This is a genomic window from Actinopolymorpha alba DSM 45243 (assembly GCF_000373925.1).
GTDB lineage: Bacteria > Actinomycetota > Actinomycetes > Propionibacteriales > Actinopolymorphaceae > Actinopolymorpha > Actinopolymorpha alba.
On sequence record NZ_KB892708.1, the window covers coordinates 138,949 to 162,538 of the forward strand.

The 23,590-nt window shown below is 69.8% G+C and carries 24 protein-coding genes; 20 read left to right on the forward strand and 4 right to left on the reverse strand.

Going from position 1 to position 23,590, the window contains the following annotated elements:
• Position 1: 1 nt before the first annotated feature.
• The 8 genes from ruvX to aroB all read left to right on the forward strand — a co-directional run bounded on the left by ruvX (position 2) and on the right by aroB (position 7,838).
• Positions 2-505 (forward strand): Holliday junction resolvase RuvX, encoded by a 504-nt coding sequence (ruvX, locus tag B141_RS38645; protein ID WP_020573707.1) that lies wholly within the window; start codon positions 2-4, stop codon positions 503-505.
• A complete protein-coding gene (mltG, locus tag B141_RS38650; protein ID WP_020573708.1) occupies positions 502-1,605 on the forward strand; it encodes an endolytic transglycosylase MltG in 1,104 nt (367 codons plus the stop codon). Before ruvX ends, mltG begins: the two co-directional genes overlap by 4 nt.
• A gap of 19 nt (positions 1,606-1,624) precedes the next feature.
• Positions 1,625-2,470: a shikimate dehydrogenase gene (locus B141_RS0103115; RefSeq protein WP_020573709.1), complete on the forward strand. Its 846-nt coding sequence runs from the start codon at positions 1,625-1,627 to the stop codon at positions 2,468-2,470.
• A 38-nt stretch (positions 2,471-2,508) separates the two neighbouring features.
• A complete protein-coding gene (locus tag B141_RS38655; protein ID WP_085944428.1) occupies positions 2,509-4,035 on the forward strand; it encodes an FAD-binding oxidoreductase in 1,527 nt (508 codons plus the stop codon).
• Positions 4,036-4,261: 226 nt separating this feature from the next.
• On the forward strand, positions 4,262-4,978 hold the full coding sequence (locus tag B141_RS0103125; protein WP_020573711.1) for a prepilin peptidase: 717 nt from the start codon (positions 4,262-4,264) through the stop codon (positions 4,976-4,978).
• A gap of 84 nt (positions 4,979-5,062) precedes the next feature.
• Positions 5,063-6,241, forward strand: a complete 1,179-nt coding sequence (gene aroC, locus B141_RS0103130) for a chorismate synthase (RefSeq protein WP_020573712.1) — start codon at positions 5,063-5,065, stop codon at positions 6,239-6,241.
• A complete protein-coding gene (locus B141_RS0103135) occupies positions 6,241-6,741 on the forward strand; it encodes a shikimate kinase (RefSeq protein ID WP_020573713.1) in 501 nt (166 codons plus the stop codon). Before aroC ends, B141_RS0103135 begins: the two co-directional genes overlap by 1 nt.
• Complete coding sequence (aroB, locus tag B141_RS0103140; protein WP_020573714.1) at positions 6,738-7,838, forward strand: 3-dehydroquinate synthase; 1,101 nt, start codon at positions 6,738-6,740, stop codon at positions 7,836-7,838. Before B141_RS0103135 ends, aroB begins: the two co-directional genes overlap by 4 nt.
• Before the next feature lie 6 nt (positions 7,839-7,844).
• Here aroB and B141_RS0103145 read toward each other — a convergent pair whose 3' ends face one another.
• Together B141_RS0103145 and B141_RS38660 are read right to left on the reverse strand one after the other, a co-directional pair.
• Positions 7,845-8,105, reverse strand: coding sequence for a Prokaryotic metallothionein (locus B141_RS0103145; RefSeq protein WP_020573715.1), 261 nt, complete (start codon positions 8,103-8,105; stop codon positions 7,845-7,847).
• A gap of 182 nt (positions 8,106-8,287) precedes the next feature.
• A complete protein-coding gene (locus tag B141_RS38660; protein ID WP_202805645.1) occupies positions 8,288-8,776 on the reverse strand; it encodes a ribosomal protein L7/L12 in 489 nt (162 codons plus the stop codon).
• Between the two features lie 109 nt (positions 8,777-8,885).
• Here B141_RS38660 and aroQ point away from each other — a divergent pair, with 109 nt between their 5' ends.
• The 4 genes from aroQ (at position 8,886) to nusB (ending at position 11,550) form a co-directional block, all read left to right on the forward strand.
• A complete protein-coding gene (gene aroQ / locus B141_RS0103160; protein ID WP_020573717.1) occupies positions 8,886-9,317 on the forward strand; it encodes a type II 3-dehydroquinate dehydratase in 432 nt (143 codons plus the stop codon).
• 86 nt (positions 9,318-9,403) lie between these two features.
• Positions 9,404-10,489 (forward strand): M24 family metallopeptidase, encoded by a 1,086-nt coding sequence (locus B141_RS0103165; RefSeq protein ID WP_020573718.1) that lies wholly within the window; start codon positions 9,404-9,406, stop codon positions 10,487-10,489.
• A 93-nt stretch (positions 10,490-10,582) separates the two neighbouring features.
• Complete coding sequence (efp, locus tag B141_RS0103170; protein ID WP_020573719.1) at positions 10,583-11,140, forward strand: elongation factor P; 558 nt, start codon at positions 10,583-10,585, stop codon at positions 11,138-11,140.
• Positions 11,140-11,550 carry a transcription antitermination factor NusB gene (gene nusB, locus B141_RS0103175; protein WP_020573720.1) on the forward strand — a complete coding sequence of 137 codons (411 nt, stop codon included), beginning with the start codon at positions 11,140-11,142 and terminating at the stop codon, positions 11,548-11,550. Before efp ends, nusB begins: the two co-directional genes overlap by 1 nt.
• 106 nt (positions 11,551-11,656) lie before the next feature.
• Here nusB and bldD read toward each other — a convergent pair whose 3' ends face one another.
• Positions 11,657-12,160 (reverse strand): transcriptional regulator BldD, encoded by a 504-nt coding sequence (gene bldD / locus B141_RS0103180; RefSeq protein ID WP_020573721.1) that lies wholly within the window; start codon positions 12,158-12,160, stop codon positions 11,657-11,659.
• 333 nt (positions 12,161-12,493) lie between these two features.
• Here bldD and pyrR point away from each other — a divergent pair, with 333 nt between their 5' ends.
• The 7 genes from pyrR to pyrF all read left to right on the forward strand — a co-directional run bounded on the left by pyrR (position 12,494) and on the right by pyrF (position 21,118).
• Positions 12,494-13,066 carry a bifunctional pyr operon transcriptional regulator/uracil phosphoribosyltransferase PyrR gene (gene pyrR / locus B141_RS0103185; RefSeq protein WP_026256857.1) on the forward strand — a complete coding sequence of 191 codons (573 nt, stop codon included), beginning with the start codon at positions 12,494-12,496 and terminating at the stop codon, positions 13,064-13,066.
• Entirely contained in the window at positions 13,063-14,025 is a 963-nt protein-coding gene (locus tag B141_RS38665; RefSeq protein ID WP_020573723.1) for an aspartate carbamoyltransferase catalytic subunit, read from the forward strand. Before pyrR ends, B141_RS38665 begins: the two co-directional genes overlap by 4 nt.
• The gene (locus B141_RS0103195; RefSeq protein ID WP_020573724.1) at positions 14,022-15,311 is read left to right on the forward strand and encodes a dihydroorotase; all 1,290 of its coding nucleotides are present in this window, start codon (positions 14,022-14,024) and stop codon (positions 15,309-15,311) included. Before B141_RS38665 ends, B141_RS0103195 begins: the two co-directional genes overlap by 4 nt.
• Before the next feature lie 59 nt (positions 15,312-15,370).
• Entirely contained in the window at positions 15,371-16,513 is a 1,143-nt protein-coding gene (gene carA / locus B141_RS0103200; RefSeq protein WP_026256858.1) for a glutamine-hydrolyzing carbamoyl-phosphate synthase small subunit, read from the forward strand.
• A 43-nt stretch (positions 16,514-16,556) separates the two neighbouring features.
• Entirely contained in the window at positions 16,557-19,853 is a 3,297-nt protein-coding gene (carB, locus tag B141_RS0103205) for a carbamoyl-phosphate synthase large subunit (protein WP_020573726.1), read from the forward strand.
• Positions 19,854-19,876: 23 nt separating this feature from the next.
• Positions 19,877-20,011, forward strand: coding sequence for a hypothetical protein (locus B141_RS52125; protein ID WP_272944058.1), 135 nt, complete (start codon positions 19,877-19,879; stop codon positions 20,009-20,011).
• A gap of 273 nt (positions 20,012-20,284) precedes the next feature.
• Positions 20,285-21,118, forward strand: coding sequence for an orotidine-5'-phosphate decarboxylase (gene pyrF, locus B141_RS0103220; RefSeq protein WP_020573729.1), 834 nt, complete (start codon positions 20,285-20,287; stop codon positions 21,116-21,118).
• A 12-nt stretch (positions 21,119-21,130) separates the two neighbouring features.
• Here the strand turns inward: pyrF and B141_RS0103225 are convergent, their stop codons facing one another.
• Positions 21,131-22,285: a winged helix DNA-binding domain-containing protein gene (locus B141_RS0103225; protein WP_020573730.1), complete on the reverse strand. Its 1,155-nt coding sequence runs from the start codon at positions 22,283-22,285 to the stop codon at positions 21,131-21,133.
• Between the two features lie 233 nt (positions 22,286-22,518).
• Here B141_RS0103225 and B141_RS0103230 point away from each other — a divergent pair, with 233 nt between their 5' ends.
• Positions 22,519-23,550 (forward strand): NAD(P)-dependent alcohol dehydrogenase, encoded by a 1,032-nt coding sequence (locus B141_RS0103230; RefSeq protein ID WP_020573731.1) that lies wholly within the window; start codon positions 22,519-22,521, stop codon positions 23,548-23,550.
• The last annotated feature ends 40 nt before the right edge of the window (positions 23,551-23,590 follow it).

The window sequence follows — 23,590 nt, forward strand, 5'->3', positions numbered from 1 at the left end:
GATGCGTGGCGGCGTCCGGCTCGGAGTCGACCTGGGCGAGGTCCGGATCGGGGTGGCCCGATCCGACCCGTCCGGTCTGCTGGCTGTGCCCGTCGAGACGGTTCCTCGCGGCGAGGGTGACCTCGACCGGCTCGCGGCGCTCGTCGCGGAGGTCGAGGCCGTTGAGGTGGTCGTCGGCCTCCCCGTCTCTCTCTCGGGGGGCGAGGGACCTGCCGCGCAGAAGGTGAGAGACTTCGCCCGCGAACTCGCCGTGCACGTCGCACCGGTCCCGATCCGGCTGGTCGACGAGCGGCTGTCCACGGTGAGCGCGCAGCAGGGCTTCCGGGAGCAGGGATTGTCGATCCGCAGAACGCGGTCACGTATCGACCAGGCCGCGGCTGCGATCATCCTCCAGAGCGCCTTGGACGCCGAGCGTTCGACCGGCAAGCCGCCTGGGATCATCGTCGGTCAGCGCAGAGGCAGGAGCCGGGCGCGCACGGATGTGAAAGGGAAGGACCACCAGTGAGTGAGCTCGGGTTCCGCACTTCCGGTCGCGTACGGCACAGGCGTGGACGCGGGTGCTTCGCCGTCCTGGCGGCGGTGGTAGTCATTGGCGCAGCCGCCGCGTTCGTTGCCGTGAAGGGGCAGTCCCTCCTGGCTGGGGCGTTCACCGTTCCCGACTACTCAGGTTCGGGCGCCGGCGAGGTCGTCGTCCAGATCAACCAGGGTGAGACGAGTCGCGAGATCGCCGCCACGCTCGAGCAGAAGAATGTGGTCAAAAGCTCGGAGGCGTTCACCCAGGCCGCGCGGCGCGACAGTCGGGCGCTGTCGATCCAGCCCGGCTTCTACCGCCTGCGTTCCCAGATGGGCGCCAAGGAAGCGCTCGGCCTGATCCTCGACCCGAACTCCCGCATCCTCGACCGGGTGACGGTCCCGGAAGGCCGGCGACTCTCCAGGGCGCTGGAGATTCTCACCGACAAGACCAAGATCCCCGAGTCGGAGTTCACCGCGGCGCTCAAAGCCCCGCAGGACCTCGGGCTTCCGCCGTACGCGAAGGGCAAGGCCGAAGGCTTCCTGTTCCCCGAGACGTACGACATCGATCCCGGCACTAGCGCGACCTCCCTGCTACAGGAAATGACAACGCGGTACACCGACGTCACCGAAAGCCTCGGTCTTGTGCAGGGCGCCAAGGAGCTTGGCCGGACACCGCTGGAGGTGCTGACGGTGGCGAGTCTGGTGGAGGCGGAGGCGCGCCGGCCCGAGGACTTCGGCAAGGTCGCTCGGGTCATCTACAACCGGATCGAGGAGGGCCAGCGACTGCAGTTCGACTCGACGGTGCACTACGCCGCGAACGTCTCAGGTCGCGTCTCGACGACCGCGAAGGAACGCTCGAACCCCTCGCCGTACAACACCTATGTGCACAAGGGCCTGCCACCGGGCCCGATCAACTCCCCAGGCAAGCGTGCGCTGGAGGCGGCACTGAACCCCACCCCCGGCGACTGGATGTACTTCGTGACCGTCAACCCCGACACGGGGGCGACGAAGTTCGCGCGGACGTACGCCGAGCACGAGAGGTTCGTCGCGGAGTTCCAGCGGTGGTGTCGTGCCAACGCCGACCGCTGCTGACACGGACAGGTCTGTTGCTATGACTCCAGATCCCGCGGTCACTCGCCGGTGTGCCGTCCTCGGGTCGCCCATCGCGCATTCGCTGTCGCCGGTGTTGCACCGCGCCGCCTATGCCGAACTCGGCCTGGACTGGCGGTACGACGCCTTCGAGGTCGACGAAGCCGGGCTCGCGGACTTCGTGGACGGGCTCGGCCCCGAGTGGCGCGGACTGTCACTCACCATGCCGCTCAAGCGGGTGGTTCTCCCTTTGTGCGATGAGGTTTCTGAGCAGGCCGCCCTCGTCGGTGCGGTCAACACCCTGCTGCTGGAGGAGGGACGGCGGACCGGCACCAACACGGATGTGCCGGGGATTGTCGCGGCGCTACGCGCGCGCGGTGTGACGTCGGTGCGGAGCCCGCTGCTCGTCGGCGTTGGTGCGACAGCAGGTTCGGCGCTCGCGGCACTCGCTGAATTCGGGACTGGCGGCGTCCGTGCGATTGCGCGGGATCCGTCACGGGCAGGTGACCTGCGTACGCTGGCGGGCAAGCTCGGTGTCGATCTGGACGTCCTGCCGTGGGACGCGGCGGCCACGTTGTCGGACCTCGATCTGGTGGTGTCGACGGTTCCGGAGGACGCCGTGGCACCGCTTGCCGGACCACTCGTTGACCGGGCGGAGGTGGTGTTCGATGTGCTCTACCATCCGTGGCCGACTCGGCTCGCGGCGGCAGCCGAGCACGCCGGCCGGCTGGTCATCGGTGGGCTCGACCTTCTCGTCCACCAGGCGGCATTGCAGGTGGAGCAGATGACGAGGCGTCCCCTCGCGCCCGTCGCGGCCATGCGGGCGGCCGGAGAGAAGGCTTTGCGGGCCCGGGGAGCTGTGCCCTAGGCCAGAAAACCAAACGACAACCGCGTCACGGGGGAAAGATGACGGGGAGAGTAGTCCAGCGGCGTGCCTTGCTTGGCGCGGCGCTGCTCACTGGAGTGGGTGCGGTAGCGGGATGCGGCCGCCAGTCAGACCTGAACGGTGCGGTGGGTCCCGCACCCGCGGACGGAGGCGGTGGATCGACCGCGCCGCCGGTCGCGTCGATACCTGCGCAGCGGTTACCCGAAGGCACCGGGAGCGGGCCGACACCCGCGGACTGGAGGGCGCTCGCCGAGAGCATCGCCGGCACCGTTATCCGGCCGGGTGATCCGCGATACCCCACGGCTCACCAGCTCTTCGACCCCGTCTACGACAGCGTCCTGCCGGCCGCGGTGGTCGAGTGCGTCCGGCCGGCGGACGTGGGGGTGACGTTGGGATTCGGGCAACGGTTCGGTCTCCCGCTCGTTGGGAGGTCCGGCGGGCACTCCTACATCGGCGCGTCGACCACCCATGGCGGCATCATGATCGACGTACGCCCGATCGCGAAGATCGCCTTCGAACCCGGGCACGTCGCCCGGATCGGCAGTGGTGCGGAGCTCGGCGCGGTCTACAAGGCGTTGGGTGCCGAGGGGAGAGTGATCCCGGCCGGCTCGTGTCCGTCCGTCGGCATCGCGGGCCTCGCCCTGGGTGGCGGCCTGAGCCTGGCCAACCGTGCGTTCGGCCTGACCTGCGACGTGATCGAGCAGGTCCAGGTGGTCACCGCGGACGGTCAGATCCGGATCGCCAACGCCGACCAGAACCCCGAACTCTTCTGGGCCTGCCGAGGCGGCGGAGGCGGCACGCTCGGCGTGGTGACGGCGTTCTGGTTCAAGACCGAGGCGTCGCCACTCATCGGCACCTTCCGTGCCGAGTGGGCATGGTCCAACGCCGCCAAGGTGCTGCGCGGCTGGCAGCGCTTCATCGAGGAGTCCTCCGACGAGGTGTGGGCCGACCTGCTCCTCCAGGCCAATCCCGACGGCAGCCAGTCGGCGACGGTGTTCGGACTGACCACCGACAACGATCCGGCGCCGCAGCTGGCGCGCCTGCTGCGTACGGTCGGACGCGATCCAGTCTCGAGTTCGTACACCCTCAACCGCAGGTTCGGGCCCTCGGGCACCGACCAGCGGACCGTCTTCTATGCGGGCACCGACATCCTCGGCAACCCGCTCCCCGAGGCCGGGATCGACGCGGTGGTGGCCGCCATGAACAAGGCGGCGGCGTCCCGGCTCGCGGCGACGGCGATCTGGGACCCCCTGGGTGGCGCGGTCGGTCGGCTCGCAGTGGACGCGACGGCGTTCCCGTGGCGGAAGTCGTTCGCGTCGATCCAGTGGTACGCCACCCGCGGGCGCGCTACCGCCCAGGCGGCCCGGGACTGGATCGACGCCGGCCATCGCGCGGTTGCCACCTGGGCTGTCGGGGGATACGTCAACTACCTCGAGGCCGACCGTACGAACGGCGCGCTCTACTTCGACGGCAACGTCGAACGGCTGCGGGCAGCGAAGGCGAAGTACGACCCGAAGGACGTCTTCAAGCTGCCCTACACGCTCTGAGGCACGCGCCAGACGACGTGCCGCGGGCGTACCGTGCGGAGCGCGACCGGGATGGTTCCGCGAGGCCGCGGGCAGCCTGTCGGGGGTGGGCCGGTTCTTGGGGGGCTGGCCACCTCCGGCAGGCGGGTGACGGTTGTTTCGCCTCGCGGCGTGACGTGGCGAGCGGATGGCCGCCAGTCCCGGCCGAGCAGCGAACGCGTGCCCTCGGCCACTAGGCTCGCGGCTCGTGACGGCGTGGGAGTTCGGTGTGATCCTCGGCAGTGCCGCGCTGGGTGGCCTCGCCGGTGGGTTGATCCCGGCCTGGGTGGCCAGGCTTCCCGAGCCGGCGTCCGTCGACAGCGCCGACCCCGAGAAGCCGCCGTACGCCGTGCTGGCCGGATGGCCGCCCCTACGGGCGGTGGCCGTGCTCGTGACCGGCGTCGTGTGGGGGCTGCTCGCCTGGCGCGTCGGCCCCGACGTGGCGCTGCCGGCGATGCTGTATCTCGCCCTCGCCGGTGTCCTCCTCGGGTACGTCGACCTGCGGGTGCGGCTGCTCCCGAACGCCGTCGTGCTCCCGTCGTACGCCGTGGTGGCCGTCCTGCTCACGCTGGCCGCGCTCGTGTCGGGGGAGTGGCGCCACCTCGCCGGAGCGCTGCTTGGTGGTGCGGCCCTGTGGGCGTTCCTCGCGCTCCTCGGGCTGCTGTCGCCGTCGGGAATGGGGTTCGGGGACGTCAAGCTGGGCGGCGTTCTGGGCTTGGGGCTCGGCTGGTTCGGGATGGGGCAGGTGCTGGTCGGCACTGTCCTCGCGTTCGTGCTGGGTGCGCTGGTGAGTCTGGTCCTGATCGTGGCCAGGCGGGCGACCCGGCGCTCGGCGATTCCGTTCGGCCCGTTCCTCATCCTGGGCTTCCTGCTCGCCGTGATGTACGGCGATGAGGTCGTCCGGTGGTATCTGTCCCGGTCCTGAGGGATTGATCCCAGCTGGGGCCCGTCCGCGGTCGTGGCTGGACCGCCGCAAGACCCGCGCCCACCGCGTGAAAGACTTTCCGCCATGCTCCGCTGGCTCACCGCGGGGGAGTCTCATGGCCCCGCCCTCGTCGCGATCATCGAAGGCCTTCCCGCAGGCGTCCACGTCACCACCGACGACGTCGGGCGGCAGCTCGCGCGCCGTCGGCTCGGCTACGGCCGGGGTGCCCGGATGTCGTTCGAGCGGGACGAGCTCGAGTTCACCGGCGGCCTTCGGCACGGCGTGACCCTTGGCAGTCCGGTGGCGCTGCGGGTCGGCAACACCGAGTGGCCGAAGTGGTCCACGGTGATGTCCGCCGATCCGGTCGACCCGGCGGAGCTGGAGAACCTCGCGCGCAACGCGCCCCTCACCCGTCCACGCCCCGGTCACGCCGACCTGGCCGGCATGCAGAAGTACGGCTTCACCGAGGCCCGCCCCGTCCTGGAGCGCGCCAGCGCCCGCGAGACGGCGGCCAGGGTCGCCCTCGGAGCGGTGGCCCAGGCGTTCCTCCGTCAGGCGTACGACCTCACGATCCTCAGCCACGTGGTCGAGCTCGGTACGGTACGCGCGCCGGCGGGATCGGTTCCCACGCCCGACGACCTCGAGGCCATCGATGCCGACCCGCTGCGCTGCCTCGACCCCGAGACCAGCCAGGCGATGGTCGCCGAGGTCGACACCGCCCGCAAGGAGGGCGACACCCTCGGCGGTGTCGTCGAGGTGGTCGTGTGGGGCCTTCCGCCCGGGCTCGGCAGCCACGTCCACTGGGACCGCCGGCTCGACGCGCGGCTCGCCGGCGCCCTGATGGGGATCCAGGCGATCAAGGGCGTCGAGGTCGGTGACGGGTTCGAGCTGGCCCGCACCCGTGGGTCGGCCGCCCAGGACGAGATGGAGCCGACACCCGACGGGATCCGGCGGACGTCCGGTCGATCGGGGGGCACGGAGGGCGGCATGACCACGGGCGAGGTCCTGCGGGTCAGGGCCGCGATGAAGCCGATCTCGACGGTGCCCCGCGCCTTGCGGACCGTCGACGTCGCCACCGGCGAGGAGGCTCGCGCCCACCACCAGCGTTCGGACGTGTGCGCGGTGCCGGCCGCCGGTGTGGTCGCCGAGGCGATGGTGGCCCTGGTCCTCGCCGAGGCCGCGCTGGAGAAGTTCGGCGGCGACTCGGTGGCCGAGACCCGCCGCAACGCGCAGGCGTACCTCCAACACCTGAGTGTCCGGTGATGGCGCCCTGGGTAGTTCTCGTCGGTCCGCCGGGGTCGGGCAAGACCACGGTCGGCGGGATCCTCGCGCAGCGCCTCGGTCTCGGTTTTCGGGACACTGACGCCGACGTGGAGGCTGAGGCTGGATCGGCGATCGCCGACATCTTCGTCGAACACGGGGAGCCGCACTTCCGCGCCCTGGAGCGCGCGGCGGTGGCGCGGGCCCTGACCGAGCACAACGGCATCCTCTCCCTGGGCGGCGGGTCGATCCTCGACGCGCAGACCCGCAAGGACCTCTGCAGTCACCGGGTCGTCTTCCTCGACGTCTCGCTGGCGGACGCGGCGCGCAGGGTTGGGCTCGACACTTCTCGCCCACTGCTCCTCGGCAACGTCCGGGGCCAGCTCAAGCAGCTCATGGACGCCCGGCGGCCGCTCTACGGCGAGGTCGCGATGCTCATAGTCTCGACGGATGGGCGGGAGCCAGAGGACGTCGCGGCCGAAATCATGAGGACCATCCGATGAGCGCGCCGACGAGGATCCGGGTCCAGACCGGCCGGCCCTATGACGTGGTCGTGGGCACGGACGTGCTCGGCGAGCTCCCCGAGCTGCTGGGCTCTGGCGTCCGGCGGGTGGCGGTCGTCCACCAGTCCGCGCTCGCGAGCGCGGGAGCCGCCATCCGGGACGACCTGGCGGCACGAGGGTACGACGCGCACCTGCTGGAGGTTCCCGACGCCGAGGAGGCCAAGACCGCGGCGGTCGCGGCCTCGTGCTGGTCGGCATTGGGACAGTGGGGCTTCACCCGGTCTGACGCCGTCGTCGGGGTGGGTGGGGGAGCGACCACCGACCTGGCGGGGTTCGTGGCGGCGACCTGGCTGCGCGGCGTCAGGGTCGTGCAGGTGCCGACGACGCTGCTCGGGATGGTCGATGCCGCGGTCGGCGGCAAGACCGGCATCAACACCGCCGAAGGCAAGAACCTCGTCGGTGCCTTCCATGAGCCGGCCGGCGTACTCTGCGACCTCACGACCCTGCGGTCGCTGCCGGCGGCCGACTACGCGAGTGGCCTGGCCGAGGTCGTCAAGTGCGGCTTCATCGTCGATCCCACCATCCTCGACCTGATCGAAGCCGACCCGGCAGGCGCGCTCAGCCCTGCTGGTGACATCACCCAGGAGCTTGTCGAGCGCTCGATCCAGGTGAAGGCGTCAGTCGTGGCTGGTGACCTGACCGAGACGGCGGCGAGCCGCGACGCCGGCCCTGGTCGTGAGGTCCTCAACTACGGCCACACCCTCGCACACGCTTTGGAGCGGGCCGAGCACTACCGCTGGCGGCACGGCGCCGCGGTGTCGGTCGGTCTGGTGTACGCCGCGGAGCTGGCCCGGCGCGCGGGTCGACTCGATGACGCGACGGCCGACCGCCATCGACAGGTCCTCCAGAGCCTTGGCCTCCCGACGTCCTACCACGCCGACGCCTGGCCGACGCTGCTGGCCGGGATGCGGGTGGACAAGAAGTCCAGAGGCGACCTGTTGCGCTTCATCGTCCTCGACGGCCTGGCCAAACCGGGTCTGCTGGAAGGGCCCGATCCCGACCTGCTCGTGGCGGCCTATCACGCGATCTCCTCCTGAGAGGCCTCAGGAGGGGTGGGCGCCCACCGTGTCCTTGATCTCGTGACCGCGCGCCATGCCTGACGAACGCGCGCAGTGGGCGCAGCAGAAGAACCTGCCGTCGACCTCGACGCCGTGTCCGACGATCCGGCACTGGCAGTGCTCGCACGTCGGGGCCATCCGGTGGATCGCGCACTCGAACGAGTCGAAGGTGTGCGTGTCACCGCTGGCGGCGCGTACCTCGAACGCCAGCCAGTAGTCGTTGCCACATACCTCACAAACCGCCATGGTGGTACCTCCCCCGCTCGCCCGCACGGATGGGGTGCCGCGCAAAGTGGCGGCTTCAAGGCTCGCGGGCGACTCTCTCGTCAGGGTCGAGATTGCCCATCCAGGTCGAGTCGCACACCCCGCCGGGTATGGAGTCGGCAGGGGACGGGATAGCTGGCGGCTGACTTGGCCGTGGTGCGGGGTCAGCTGAGGGCGCGAACGAACTTCTGGGCGTCGAGGATCCCCATCCCGGTCTCGTCGCAGACCAGGCGGATGGCGTCGACCTCCCGTCCCTGGCTGCGGAGGGCGAGGGCCCGCACGGCGAGGTCGGATCGGGTCGTCTCCGGCTGGGGCCGAGGTGCCGCGGGCGTGACGTCGACGGCCTCACCACGGAGGACGACGGCGGGGGGCCGATGCCCAGCCTCGATCGCCTCGACGAGCGCCTTGGCGTCGGCGAGGCCGAGACCGGTGGCATCCCTCAACTCCTTGACGGCCTGGATCTTCTTGCGCTGGCCGAGAAGGGCGAGAACGGTCGAGACCACCATCGGGTCGACCGGGTGGGAGGCAAGGTGCGCTGCCGGCGATACCGGGGGAGCCGGGCTGACCTGACGGCTCGTGTCACGGGATCGCAGTGCGAACATCACGCCGAAAATCACGAGCCCCACGAGGATCACGTACAGCACGTCGTTCACGAGAGGATGGTAGCGGCCGGACGCCGTGTGCGGCCGTCCCACCAGCGGCCGGATATCACGCTCAGAACGCCGGCAGGAGGCCCCTGTCCCAGGCCACTAGGGTAGGAACGTGCGTGTACTTGTCTTGAATGGACCGAATCTCGGCCGCCTGGGCACCCGAGAGCCCGACGTCTATGGCGCCATGTCGTACGCCGATCTGGTGGCCGAATGCGGCAAGGCGGGCGCGGAGTTCGGGTTCGAGGTGGAGGTACGCCAGACGGACGACGAGGCCGAACTCCTCCGCTGGCTGCACCAGGCGGCCGACGCCTCGACCCCTGTCGTCCTCAATCCCGCGGCGTTCACCCACTACTCGTACGCCGTGCGGGATGCCTGCGCGCAGCTCACCGCTCCCCTGATCGAGGTGCACCTCACCAACCCCGCCCGCCGCGAGACGTTCCGGCACACGAGCGTCGTCGCTGGCGTGGCGACGGGGACCATCGCGGGGTTCGGCCTGGAGTCCTACCGCCTGGCGTTGCGTGCCATCGCCGCGCTGACCAGTTGACCGGGTGAGCCGGCCCGCCACCCGGATCCCGGCGTCATGATCATGGTCGACTTGCGGTGGCTCCGGGCGGGCGTAAGGGTGGTGGCGTGCCCGACATTCATGCCGCCCGCCGCGACCGCCTTCGTGGCGTCCTCGCCGGCAGAGACATCCCCGCCGCTCTGATCAGCCGTCTCCTCAATGTCCGCTATCTGACCGGTTTCACCGGGTCCAACGCCGCGCTGCTGGTCACCACCGACGGCGGAGCGGTGCTCGCGACGGACGGGAGGTACGGCGACCAGGCGGCCGCCCAGTGCCCCGACGTCGAGTGCGTCGTCGACCGGCAGCTGCTGCTGACCCTCACCGGCCGTGCGGCGGAGCAGCACATCGGGCGGCTCGCGTTGGAGACGCACGTGCTCACTGTGGACGCCCTCGAGTCGGTGCGCTCCGGGCACGGCACGCTCGAAACGCCGTCGCTTCGCCGGGCGGTCGAGTCGCTGCGGCTGGTGAAGGACGACACCGAGCTGGACCACATCCGGGAGGCCTGCGCGATCTCCTGCCAGGCCCTGGAGGAGTTGCTCACGACGCCGCTGCTCGGCCGCACGGAGCGGGAGATCGCCCGGGACCTGGAGGCGCGGATGTTCGCCCACGGTGCGGAGAGTACGGCGTTCGACACCATCGTGGCGGGTGGGGAACACTCGGCGATCCCGCATCACCAGCCCACGCACCGGCCGGTGGACCGCGGGGACTTCCTGAAGATCGACTTCGGTGCGAAGTATGCCGGCTATCACGCCGACTGCACCCGGACGTTCGTCGTGGGTGCGGAGCCGGCCGAGTGGCAGCGCGAGGTGTACGCCGTCGTGCGGACGGCGCAGCGGGCCGGTCGACACGCCCTGGCTCCCGGCGCGGAGCTGGTCGCCGTCGACGCGGCGGCAAGGGACGTGATCACCGAGGCCGGCTTCGGCGAGCGTTTCACGCACGGACTCGGCCATGGAGTGGGTCTGGAGATCCACGAGGACCCGTTCTTCGCCAAGACGGCGGAGGGTAAACTCGGCGGTCGCACTCCGGTCACCGTCGAGCCTGGGATCTACCTCACCGGCAGAGGCGGTGTGCGCATCGAGGACACCCTGATCGTCCGCGACGGCAAGGCGGAGTTGCTCACCACGACTACCAAAGATCTCCTTGTCGTCGACTGAGGGGGCGACGGCCGTCGGCGGGTGGTGCCACGAAGGCCCCGTCGAAGCCCGTCCTCCTCAGGAACGCCAACGGAGTTGAGAGGCGAAACTGCAGTGGCAACCACGAACGACCTCAAGAACGGCATGGTGCTCAACCTCGACGGGCAGCTCTGGAGCGTCGTGTGGTTCCAGCACCACAAGCCCGGCAAGGGCGGCGCCGTCGTGCGTACCAAGCTCAAGAACGTCCTTTCTGGGAAGGTCGTCGACAAGACGTTCAATGCCGACGTCAAGGTCGAGGTCGCAACGGTCGACAAGCGCGAGATGACCTACCTCTACAACGACGGTGAGTCGTACATCTTCATGGACGCCACGACCTACGACCAGCTGCCGATCACCCCCGACGTGGTGGGTGAGGCGTCCCACTTCATGTTGGAAAACCAGGAAGCGGTCGTGGCCGTCCACGAGGGGACTCCGCTCTACGTCGAGCTTCCGGCGTCGGTCGAGCTGACCATCGACTACACCGAGCCGGGCCTGCAGGGCGACCGCTCCACCGGCGGCACCAAGCCGGCCCGCCTCGAGACCGGGTACGAAATCCAGGTGCCGCTGTTCATCGGCACCGGCGAGAAGGTCAAGGTCGACACCCGGTCCGGCGACTACCTCGGGCGGGTCTAGTGCCCGCGCGGGCGAAGGCGCGTAAGCGGGCGGTCGACGTTCTGTACGAATCGGAGCTGCGCGGGCGGCCCCGGCAGACCACGCTGGCGGAACGCATCGCCGCTGCCGACCCGCCCGTGCCCGAATACACCGTCCGGCTGGTCGAGGGCGTCGACGAGCATGCCGACCGCATCGACGAGCTGCTCGAGGCCTACTCCCAAGGCTGGAGCCTTGACCGGATGGCCCCGGTTGATCGCAACATCCTGCGGATCGGCGCGTACGAGCTTCTGTATGCCAACGACGTGCCCGACGTGGTGGCGATCAGCGAGGCGGTGCGGCTCGCGCGGGAGCTTTCCAGCGACGAGGCGCCGGCGTTCGTCAACGGCCTCTTGGCGCGGCTGCTCGACCTCAAGCCGACCCTGCTGGCCTGACGCGGAGCCGGCCGCGGAAGTAGCCGTCCGGAGCACCTGTCCGGGCTGGGGCGTCCCCGAGACACCCCAGCCCGGATGTTGTTCTGTGGGCGTGGTACGGGAGTACTCAGGCCTCGTCGTCGGACACGGCTTCGGCCGCGTCGGCGTTCAGGACGCCCCAGGCGACGAGCCGGTCGGCCAGCACGCTCGGCCGCTCGTCGTAGATCACGGCGAGGGTGCGCATGTCCTCCTTGCGGATGGACAGGACCTTGCCGTTGTAGTCGCCGCGCTGGGCCTGGATCGTCGCGGCGTACCTCGCGAGCGGGGCCACCTCGACGCCTTCCAACTCGCCCAGGCGCTCCAGGTCGAGAACCAGCTTCGGTGGCGGCTCGGCGGCGGCGCCGATGGGGCCGACGCCTGGTAGGAGTTCGGTGATGGGTACGCCGTAGAACTCCGCGAGTTCTGACAGCTTCTGCACGGTTACGGCCCGGTCGCCGCGCTCATAGGAGCCGACCACCACCGCCTTCCACCGTCCCTTGGACTTCTGCTCCACACCGTGGAGGGAGAGTCCCTGCTGCTGCCTGATGGCGCGGAGTTTCGCACCCAGGGACCTGGCGTAGTCGCTCGGCATCCGTGCTCACTCATCCTTGGTCTAAGAGGGACACGCAAAACGCCATGTCCACCGTGGTCACGGAGCGTGACGGTAACTCGGCGCGACTCCCACGTCAAGCCGACGCGTCGGAACTGGACCCTTCCAGGCGTCCAGCAGGCCCCCGGCAGACCCCCGGCGAGACGGTGGGCGACGCCAGCCGACGTGCGCTCGACTGCTAGTGTCAAGGGCGGTTTGGCAAGTCTGACGTCCTTTAAAGATCCGTCCAGAGAGGCGGGGAAGGAGGTCCGGCAGGTGACTCCTGCTCACGATCCACCAGGTAAGGCCAAGGCGGCGGTCGGCGCATCCCGCGCCGTGACCGTTCAGGGCGAAGCGGCGAGGTCAGTCCTCGACGAGGCTGATATCGCCCGGGCGTTGACCCGGATCGCCCATGAGATTCTCGAACGCAACAAGGGGGCCCGCGAGGTCGTCCTCCTCGGCATTCCGACCCGTGGGGTCGAGCTGGCCCGGAGGATCGGCGAGCGGATCTCCGCCGTCGAGGGTTCGTTCGGAGGCGTCGGCGCCCTCGACGTGACGATGTACCGCGACGATCTGCGGCTGCGTCCCACCAGGGTCCTCGGGCACACCGAGATTCCCGAGTCCGGGATCGACGGCAAGGTGGTCGTCCTGGTCGACGACGTGCTGTTCTCCGGACGGACGATCAGAGCCGCCCTCACAGCTTTGGACGACATCGGTCGGCCCCGCGCGGTCCAGTTGGCGGTCCTTGTCGACCGCGGGCACCGAGAGCTGCCGATCCGAGCCGATTTCGTCGGTAAGAACCTCCCGACGGCGGCCGACGAGCGCGTGGTGGTCTCCCTGCGCGAATCCGACGGTGGCGAGTCGGTCGTGATCGCCAAACGCGAGCCCGTAGGGGAGGGCACCTCGTGAAGCATCTGCTGTCAGCCGGTGATCTCGATCGTGACGAGGCTCTGCTGGTCCTCGAGACCGCGGAGAAGCTGCGCGAGCTCGCCGACCGCCCGATCAAGAAGTTGCCGACTCTGCGCGGGCGTACCATCGTCAACCTGTTCTTCGAGGACTCCACCCGCACCCGCATCTCCTTCGAGGCGGCCGCCAAGCGCCTGTCGGCCGACGTCATCAACTTCTCCGCCAAGGGCTCCAGCGTCGAGAAGGGCGAAAGCCTGAAGGACACCGCGCTCACGCTGGAGGCGATGGGCGCCGACGCTGTGGTCGTACGCCACCAGTCGAGTGGCGCGCCGCACCGCCTGGCCCACTCGGGCTGGATCCAGAGCTGCGTGGTGAACGCCGGTGACGGTTCGCACGAGCACCCGACGCAGGCGCTTCTTGACGCGTTCACCATGCGCCGCCACCTCGGTGCCCTGGACGGACGCCGGGTGGCGATCGTCGGGGACGTGCTCCACAGCCGGGTGGCGCGTTCCAACGTGCTGCTGCTCTCGACTCTGGGCGCCGAGGTCACGCTCGTGGCGCCGCCGACGCTCCTCCCGGTGGGGGTGGAGCGGTGGACGTGCGCGACGTCGTACGACCTGGACGCGGTCCTCCCCAAGACCGACGTCGTGATGATGTTGCGGGTCCAGCGGGAGCGCATGAACGCCGCGTTCTTCCCGAGTGCCCGGGAGTACAGCCGTCGGTACGGCCTGGACGCCGCCCGGATGGCGGCACTCCCTGAGCACGCGCTGGTGATGCACCCGGGGCCGATGAACCGCGGCATGGAGATCTCGGCGGACGTCGCCGACTCCACCCGCTCGGTGATCGTGGAGCAGGTCACCAACGGCGTCGCCATCCGGATGGCGGTGCTCTACCTCCTGCTCGCCGGTGCCGGATCGGCGGTAGACGACACGGTTCCGGAGCAGCGAAGGGGACGAGCGTGACGGAAAAGTTTGTGCTGAAGGGGGTCCGGCCGCTCGGCGGCGAGCCCACCGACGTGATCCTGCGCGACGGCGTGATCGCGGAGATGGGCGCCGGGTTGTCGGGCCGTGGCGCGCAGGTTGTCGACGCGGAGGGGTTCATCCTCCTGCCCGGCCTGGTCGACCTGCACACGCATCTGCGCGAGCCTGGCCGCGAGGACGCGGAGACGGTCGAGACCGGCACGCTGGCGGCGGCGCTCGGCGGCTTCACCGCGGTGTTCGCGATGCCCAACACCGATCCCGCCGCCGACACCGCTGGCGTCGTCGAGCAGGTCTACCGCCTCGGCCAGGAGGCCGGCCGCTGTGACGTCCAGCCGATCGGTGCCGTCACGGTCGGTCGGGCCGGCCGGCAGCTGGCCGAACTCGGGGCGATGGCCGACTCGGCCGCGCGGGTCCGGGTGTTCAGCGACGACGGCGACTGCGTGTCAGATGCGGCGCTGATGCGGCGGGCGCTGGAGTACGTCAAGGCGTTCGACGGCCTGATCGCCCAGCACGCCCAGGAGCCGCGGCTGACCGAGGGCGCCCAGATGAACGAAGGCGCGCTGTCGGCCACGCTCGGGCTGGCCGGCTGGCCCGCAGTGGCGGAGGAGGCGATCATCGCCCGGGACGTCCTGCTGGCCGCACACGTCGGCTCCCGGGTCCACATCTGCCACGTCTCCACGGCAGGTTCGGTTGAGATCCTGCGCTGGGCCAAGGCCAAGGGCTACCCCGTGACGGCCGAGGTGACGCCCCATCACCTGCTGCTGACCGAGGAGCTGGTCGCGAGTTACGACCCGATCTACAAGGTCAACCCGCCCTTGCGGTCCGCTGAGGACGTGGCGGCGCTGCGCGACGCACTCGCGGACGGCACGATCGATGTGGTCGCCACGGACCACGCACCCCACCCGGTCGAGGACAAGGAGTGCGAGTGGAGCGCGGCCGCGATGGGCATGGTCGGGCTCGAAACCGCGCTCGCCGTGGTCCAGCAGTCGATGGTTGACACCGGACTCCTCGACTGGGCCGGGGTCGCCGACCGGATGTCCACCCGCCCGGCTCGGATCGGCCGGCTTGCCGGACACGGATGCGGTCTGGATGTCGGAGCCCCGGCGAATGTCACGGTGTACGACCCGGCTGCGTCCTGGGACGTCGATCCGGCGCAGTTGGCGAGCCGCTCGCGCAACACGCCGTACGCCGGCAGGACGCTGCCGGGTCGGGTGGTGGCGACGTTCCTGCGCGGACACGCCACGGTCCTGGACGGAAAGCCCCAGTGAGCCACGGCGTGGTCAACGCCGGGGTGGGGCCGGAACCGCACAGCGAAGAAGGAGGACGGTTGTCGAGTGGTACCCGGCCAGCGGCTCTGCTGGTTCTGGAGGATGGCCGGGTGTTCCGCGGCCAGGCGTACGGCGCCGAGGGCGAGACCTTCGGCGAGGCGGTCTTCGCGACCGGCATGACGGGGTACCAGGAGACCCTGACCGACCCGTCGTACCACCGCCAGGTGGTGATCCAGACGGCGCCGCACATCGGCAACACCGGGGTCAACGACGAGGACCCCGAGTCGCGGCGGATCTGGGTCGCGGGTTACGTCGTACGAGATCCCGCCCGGCGGCCGTCGAACTGGCGGGCGCGGCGTTCGCTCGACGACGACCTCCGGGCCGACGGCGTGGTCGGGATCAGCGGCATCGACACCCGGGCGCTTACCCGGCACCTGCGCGAGCGGGGTGCCATGCGGGTCGGCATCTCGACGGTCGAGAGCGATCCTGACGCGCTGCGGGAGCGGGTGCTGGCCTCGCCGTCGATGGTGGGTGCGGCCCTGGTCGACGAGGTGACGACGCCCGACGCGTATGTCGTACCCGCGCTGGGGGAGAAGCGGTTCACCGTCGCCGCGATCGACCTCGGGATCAAGGCGATGACGCCGCACCGGATGGCTGAACGCGGCATCGAGGTGCACGTACTCCCGTCGACGACGACGCTGGAGGAGGTCCTAGCACTCGACCCCGACGGCGTGTTCATGTCCAACGGGCCAGGCGACCCCGAGCCGCTGCGCCACGCGGTCGGCGTACTCCAGGGGGTTCTCCGTGCCGGGAAGCCGTTCTTCGGGATCTGTCTTGGCAACCAGGTGTTCGGTCGTGCCCTTGGGTTCGGCACCTACAAGCTGCCGTACGGCCACCGCGGCATCAACCAGCCTGTCCAGGACAGGTTGACAGGCAAGGTCGAGGTGACGGCGCACAATCACGGCTTCGCTGTGCAGTGGCCGGCTGATCGGCTCGACGGGGCCGTCGAGACGGAGTTCGGGCGGGCCGAAGTGAGTCATGTCTGCCTCAACGACAACGTTGTGGAAGGGCTCTCGCTCAGTGACGAGAGCGGGACTGTGAAGGCGTTCTCCGTGCAGTACCACCCCGAGGCCGCGGCCGGTCCGCACGACGCCTCGTACCTGTTCGATCGGTTCGCCGACCTCATGGGAGGCGAACGATGAGCACAGTTGCCGACCTCATGGCCGTGCGGAAGGGGAGTGCCTGATGCCGAAGCGGACTGACATCAACTCGGTCCTCGTCATCGGCTCCGGGCCGATCGTGATCGGGCAGGCCTGCGAGTTCGACTACTCGGGCACCCAGGCCTGCCGGGTGCTGCGGGACGAGGGCCTGCGGGTGGTGCTGGTCAACTCCAACCCCGCGACGATCATGACCGACCCGGAGTTCGCGGACGCGACGTACGTCGAGCCGATCACGCCCGAGCACGTCGAGAAGGTGATCGCGGCCGAGCGTCCGGACGCCCTGCTCGCCACCTTGGGTGGACAGACGGCGCTCAACGTCGCGGTGGCGTTGCACGAGTCCGGAGTACTTGCGAAGTACGGCGTGGAGCTGATCGGCGCGTCCATCGAGGCGATCCAGCGGGGCGAGAACCGCGAGTCGTTCAAGCGGATCGTCGAGAGCCTCGGCGCGGAGTCGGCGCGGAGCCGGATCTGCCACACGCTGGAGGAGTGCCTCGCCGCGGCGGAGGACCTGCACTACCCCGTGGTGGTGCGGCCGTCGTTCACCATGGGCGGCGCCGGGTCGGGTATGGCGTACGACGCTGACGACCTGCGTCGCATCGCCGGCGCGGGTCTGCAGGCGAGCCCGACCACCGAGGTGCTGCTCGAGGAGTCGGTGCTCGGCTGGAAGGAGTACGAACTCGAGGTCATGCGCGACCGCGCCGACAACGTGGTCATCGTGTGTTCGATCGAGAACGTCGACCCGATGGGCGTCCACACCGGCGACTCCATCACGGTCGCCCCGGTGATGACGCTCACCGACCGCGAGTACCAACGGATGCGGGATGTCGCGATCGGTGTCATCCGAGCGGTTGGCGTCGACACCGGCGGCTGCAACATCCAGTTCGCGGTCAACCCGCACGACGGCCGGATGATCGTGATCGAGATGAACCCCCGGGTGTCCCGGTCGAGTGCGCTCGCGTCGAAGGCGACCGGCTTCCCGATCGCCAAGATCGCGGCGAAGGTCGCGCTCGGCTACACCCTGGACGAGATCCCGAACGACATCACCGCCGAGACCCCGGCGAGCTTCGAGCCGACGCTGGACTACGTGGTGGTGAAGGTCCCGCGGTTCGCGTTCGAGAAGTTCCCCGCCGCCGACCCGACGCTCACGACGCACATGAAGAGCGTGGGTGAGGCGATGGCGATCGGCCGCAACTTCACCGAGGCGCTGCAGAAGGCGATGCGCTCGATCGAGAAGCGGTCGGCGGTCTTCTCCTGGTCGGGCACGCCGCGGCCCAAGGAGGAGCTGCTGGCGCGCGCGGGAACGCCGCACGACGGCCGGTTGGGCGTGGTGATGGAGGCGATCCGAGCGGGGGCGAGCGTCGAGGAGCTGTACGCCGCGACGAGGATCGACCCGTGGTTCCTCGACCAGCTGACGCTTCTGAACGACGTCGCGATCGGGCTGGCGGAGGCGCCTGAGCTCAGCCCCGGCCTGCTGCGGCACGCGAAGCGGCACGGTTTCTCCGATGCCCAGATCGGTGCGCTCCGTGGGATGCGGGAGGACGTCGTACGCGGGGTCCGCTGGGCGCTCGGCATCCGCCCGGTGTTCAAGACCGTCGACACCTGCGCGGCGGAGTTCGCCGCGAAGACGCCGTACCACTACTCCAGCTACGACGAGGAGACCGAGGTCGTCGCCCGCACGAAGCCGGCGGTGCTCATCCTCGGCTCGGGCCCCAACCGGATCGGGCAGGGCATCGAGTTCGACTACTCCTGCGTCCACGCCGCGCTGGCGCTCCACGACGCCGGATACGAAACCGTGATGGTCAACTGCAACCCCGAGACGGTCTCGACCGACTACGACACCAGCGACCGGTTGTACTTCGAGCCGCTCACGCTCGAGGACGTCCTCGAAGTCGTGCACGCCGAGCAGCAGGCGGGTCCGGTGGTGGGTGTGGTCTGCCAGCTCGGTGGCCAGACGCCGCTCGGACTCGCGCAGGGGCTCGAGGACGCCGGCGTCACGATCGTGGGCACGTCGCCGGAGGCGATCCACCTCGCGGAGGAACGCGGCGCCTTCGGACGCGTTCTCGCCGAGGCCGGGCTGCCGGCACCGAAGCACGGCACGGCCACGTCGTTCGCCGAGGCGAAGCGGATCGCCGACGGCATCGCGTATCCCGTGCTCGTCCGGCCGTCGTACGTCCTCGGCGGTCGGGGCATGGAGATCGTGTACGACGACCGGGCGCTGGAGTCCTACATCGCCCGCGCCACCGCGATCTCGCCCGAGCACCCGGTGCTGGTCGACCGGTTCCTCGACGACGCCGTGGAGATCGACGTCGACGCGCTCTACGACGGCGAGGATCTGTTCCTCGGCGGAGTGATGGAGCACATCGAGGAGGCCGGCATCCACTCCGGCGACTCGGCCTGTGCGCTGCCACCGATCACGCTCGGCCGGGAGGAGATCGACCGGATTCGGGCCTCCACCGAAGCGATCGCGCGGGGCGTGGGTGTCCGCGGCTTGCTCAACGTCCAGTACGCACTGTCCGGCGACGTGCTCTACGTGCTGGAGGCGAACCCTCGAGCCTCGCGCACGGTGCCGTTCGTGTCGAAGGCCACCGCGACCCCGCTGGCGAAGGCCGCGGCCCGGGTGATGCTGGGCGCGTCGATCGCCGAGCTTCGGGCCGAAGGGCTCCTTCCGGCGACGGGTGACGGCGGCGTGCTCCCGTCAACGGCGCCGATCGCGGTGAAGGAGGCGGTCATGCCGTTCAACCGCTTCCGTACCGGCGACGGGAAGGTCGTCGACACGCTCCTCGGCCCGGAGATGCGCTCGACCGGTGAGGTCATGGGCATCGACGCCGGGTTCGGGGTGGCGTTCGCCAAGTCCCAGGCCGGCGCGTACGGCGGGGTCCTTCCCACCAAGGGTCGAGTGTTCGTCTCCGTCGCCAACCGCGACAAGCGGCACATGATCTTCCCGGTCAAACGGCTCGCCGACCTCGGGTTCGAGATCCTCGCCACCGAAGGGACCGCCACGGTGCTGGCCCGCAACGGCGTCGCGGCGACGGTCGTCCGCAAGGCGACACAGGGCCCCGGACCAGACGGGGAGCCGACGATCGTCACGCGGATCATCGCCGGCGAAGTGGATCTGGTGATCAACACACCGCGCGGCCAGACCTCGGGAGGGAGCCCGCGGGTGGACGGCTACGAGATCCGGACCGCCGCGATCATGGCGAACATCCCGTGTATGACGACGACCCAGGGGCTCGCGGCCGCGGTTCAGGCCATCGAGGCGATGCGCGCCGGTGACATCGGAGTGCGTTCCCTCCAGGGCTGGGCCACCCAGATCCGGCCGTAACGAGGTCTCAGAGGGGGGTGGCGGTGTCCGTGCGGCTGGACGCGTTCGACGGGTTGGAGATGCCGGAGTTTTCCGAACTCGCCGAGCACCTGGAGGATCTCTTCCCGGCGCCCACCCGCACGCGACAGAGCCGTGGGAGGTGTCCCTGGCGGCGCTGATTGGGAAGCTCCCCAAGGTCCCGAAGATCGCTGTCAGGGCCCTCGGCCTGGAAACAGCGCGGAGGACGCACTCCGCCAGGCGGAGGTATTACGCGAGCGCCTGGCAGAGCTGAAGGAGCGGATCCCGATCCTTCGCAAGGACCCAGAACCGTCCGGTGGCAAAGACGCCGACGGAGCCGGTGAGAACGCCTCGAACACCGCTGGCGAGGACGCCGACGATGCCGGCGGCAACGACTTGGACGCTGTTGGCGAGAAGGAAGGCAAGAGCACCTCGTGAACACCACATTTGGGTCCCGGTTGCGGTCAGCGCTCGACACGCGGGGACCGCTGTGCGCGGGGATCGATCCCCACGCGGCACTTCTCAGAGCCTGGGACCTGCCTGACGACGTGACTGGTCTGGAGCGCTTCGCCCTGACCGCCGTCGAGGCGCTCGGTCCCCGGGTGGCGGTGCTCAAGCCGCAGTCGGCGTTCTTCGAACGTTTCGGAAGCCGCGGCATCGCGGTGCTGGAGCGCGTGATCGCGGCCGGGCGGGAGGCCGGCGCGCTGGTGCTGCTCGACGCCAAGCGGGGCGACATCGGCTCGACGGTGCAGGCGTACGCCGATGCCTACCTCGACCCGAGCTCGCCGTTGTTCGCGGACGCGCTGACGGCCAGCCCGTACCTCGGCTTCGGATCCCTGCAACCCCTGCTTGACACGGCCGCGAAACACGGCTGCGGGGTGTTCGTGCTCGCGCTGACGTCCAATCCGGAGGGGCCTGAAGTGCAGGCCGCGCAGGGCCTGGGCGGCCGGACCGTCGCGGGTGTCGTCCTCGACCACCTCGCCGAGGTGAACGCGGACGCCCGACCGCTGGGTTCGATCGGAGCGGTGGTCGGTGCCACCGTCGGCGAGACGGGCGAGGACTTCGCGCGGGTCAACGGGCCCTTGCTCGCTCCCGGACTGGGCGCGCAGGGTGCGACGGCAGACGACCTGCGCCGGGTGTTCGGAGCCGCCGTACGCAACGTCGTACCCGCGACGTCCCGCGAGCTCCTGAGCGCCGGCCCGTCCGTGCGGGCCCTCCAGGACGCCGCCGACCGGACGATCGAGTCCCTGTCCGCGGTGCTTCGGTGAGAGTTCGAGTTCTCAGTCCGTCACGGTGATTCGTACGTCGTGGGTGCCGGCGTCCGCCGCGGCGAAGCGCAGGAGCCGGGCACCTTCGCTCGACACCGTGGCCGTGTGTCTCTTGGACAGCTGGCGGAAGGTTTCGACCAGCAGCGTGGCCGTGCCACGGGCACGGGCACGGGTGATCTTCCACGTTCCCCGGACGTAGCCGTCGACGAGCAGCGTTCCTGGTATCACCGCGTTACGGGTGCCGAAGACCCGTCGTCGATCTTCATCGGCGAGCACCCGGGTGCGGTCGTCGTGGGAGAGGAGCAGGTTGTCGAACGCCGCGATGAATCGCGGGGGAGCGGGGGTGTCCGGATCGGGGCGCGGCGCGTCGGGCAGGTCGTACATCTGCCGGCCGCTCTCGGTTTGGAACGCACGCAGTCGTGGTGCCAGTCGCTCGATCACCTCACGCAGGCCGGTCAGCCCGGACCACGTCTGCATGTCCGCGACGGTGGCCGGACCGAACGCCGCGAGGTAGCGCAGCAGCAGGTCGTCGGGTGAGCGGTCTTCGCTGAGCGGCCGGCGCAGCCACGCGTCGGCCGGCGTGTGCGTGGGCTGTCCGCTGGCGCCCCAGATTCCTCGCGGCGGCACCTGGACGAGCGGAAGCTGGCTGCGGATCGCATGCGCGAGAGAGGCAGGGTCGCGGTCCGGCCAGCGCTGGTTGAGCAGCCCGCCGAGTTCCTTCGCCGTACGCGGTCGTTCCTCGAGCAGGGCCCGTCCGGCGGCCACCAACTCGCCGAGGTCGATTCTCCGAAGGGCGGGGCCATGGGTGGTGTTGGCGTACAGATCGCGGTCCAGGATCGCCTGTGTCACCGGGCGGATCGCCAGGCAGTCCCGGGCGGTGACCAGGTGGATCGTCCCCCGCATGAGGACGATGCGGACGGCCTGCCTACTCGTGAGCAGGTCGGCGAGTTGATCCGTCTGGAATCCCATCAGCCGGGACCAGAGTCCGAAGTAGGGCGGTATGGGTGCCTGCGCCTGCAGACCGACCAGGTGCTCGACGGCGTCGGCGACCGACAGGCTCGCTCGCCGTAGCAGCAGCTGGCGTTCCAGAAGCGCGCGGTTGAGCGCCCGCTGGCTGAGTACGTCGCCACCTCGTCCGGCGGCCTTCGTCAACGCTCCGGTGGGCATCCGTCTCCTTCGTCCACGTTCCTGCGCGGCAAGTCTCCTGGAACTGGCCGGGCGGTCGTCACGGTGGGAACACTAGAGGCTCATGCGGTCAGAAGCTGTCCGCAATAGCAGGAGTCCTTGATCAGCGAGCGGCGCTGATCAACGGCGTCGAAGCCTCATACCCCTTGAGTCGCGCGCCAGCGAGCAGAACCATGGTCGTAAGGCGACCTGACGGCGCACGGAAGGAGTCTGACGTGAAAGCCGTACGCCTGGAGCAGTACCACCAGCCACCCGTCGTGCTGGACGTCCCCGAACCCCGGGTGGCCGGCCCCTGGGACGTGCTGGTGGAGATCGGCGGCGCGGGACTTTGCCGCACCGACCTCCACATCGTCGAGGGACAGTGGGCGCAGAAGTCCCGGGTCGAACTCCCGTACACCCTCGGGCACGAAAACGCCGGCTGGGTCCGCGACACCGGCTCGGCGGTCACCAACGTCACGCCGGGCGATCCCGTGATCCTGCACCCACTCGTCACCTGTGGACTCTGCCGGGCCTGTCGCGCGGGCGACGACGTGCACTGCACGGCGTCGACCTTCCCAGGGATCGACCGCGACGGCGGCATGGCCGAACTCATGGTCACCGGCGCCCGGTCGGTGCTGAAGCTCGACCCGTCCCTCGAGCCAGTCCACGTGGCGGCCCTCGCGGACGCGGGGCTCACCGCCTACCACGCGGTCCGTAAGGCGGTGCCGCTGTTGTACCCGGGTACGCATGCCGTGGTGATCGGCGCTGGCGGCCTCGGACACATCGGCATCCAGTGCCTGCTCGCGATCACCGCCGCGGAGGTCACGGTCGTCGACCGCTCCGAGGCAGCGCTGTCACTGGCAAAGGAGTCCGGAGCGCACCACCTGGTCAACGCGATGACCGAGGACCCCCTGGTCGCCATCCGGCATCTCACCCATGGCGCGGGTGCGCACGTGGTGCTCGACTTCGTGGGGGAGGGTGGCACGGAGACGCAGGGGGTCGCCATGCTGCGGCGCGCGGGTTCGTACTTCGTGATCGGGTACGGCGGCTCCGTGAGCATCCCGACCATCGACATCATCTACTCCGAGATCAACCTCATCGGCAACCTGGTCGGGACCTACAACGATCTCGACGAGTTGATGACCCTGGTCGCCCACGGCAAGGTGCGCCTCCACACGCAGACGTATCCGCTGGACGCGGTCAACCACGCGATCGCTGACCTCGAGGCAGGCCGGCTGCCCGGTCGCGGGATTCTCGTCCCGCGCTGACCAAGGCGGCACGCTCTGCCGCCGGAAGCGACCGGCCGGG

What these genes read in the sequence shown, in the direction of transcription:
- ruvX (WP_020573707.1), top strand. Translation starts at nt 2, where the DNA reads ATGCGTGGCGGCGTCCGGCTCGGAGTCGACCTGGGCGAGGTCCGGATC.
- B141_RS0103115 (WP_020573709.1), top strand. Translation starts at nt 1,625, where the DNA reads ATGACTCCAGATCCCGCGGTCACTCGCCGGTGTGCCGTCCTCGGGTCG.
- B141_RS38655 (WP_085944428.1), top strand. Translation starts at nt 2,509, where the DNA reads ATGACGGGGAGAGTAGTCCAGCGGCGTGCCTTGCTTGGCGCGGCGCTG.
- aroC (WP_020573712.1), top strand. Translation starts at nt 5,063, where the DNA reads ATGCTCCGCTGGCTCACCGCGGGGGAGTCTCATGGCCCCGCCCTCGTC.
- B141_RS0103135 (WP_020573713.1), top strand. Translation starts at nt 6,241, where the DNA reads ATGGCGCCCTGGGTAGTTCTCGTCGGTCCGCCGGGGTCGGGCAAGACC.
- aroB (WP_020573714.1), top strand. Translation starts at nt 6,738, where the DNA reads ATGAGCGCGCCGACGAGGATCCGGGTCCAGACCGGCCGGCCCTATGAC.
- B141_RS0103145 (WP_020573715.1), bottom strand. Translation starts at nt 8,105, where the DNA reads ATGGCGGTTTGTGAGGTATGTGGCAACGACTACTGGCTGGCGTTCGAG.
- bldD (WP_020573721.1), bottom strand. Translation starts at nt 12,160, where the DNA reads ATGCCGAGCGACTACGCCAGGTCCCTGGGTGCGAAACTCCGCGCCATC.
- carB (WP_020573726.1), top strand. Translation starts at nt 16,557, where the DNA reads ATGCCGAAGCGGACTGACATCAACTCGGTCCTCGTCATCGGCTCCGGG.
- B141_RS0103225 (WP_020573730.1), bottom strand. Translation starts at nt 22,285, where the DNA reads ATGCCCACCGGAGCGTTGACGAAGGCCGCCGGACGAGGTGGCGACGTA.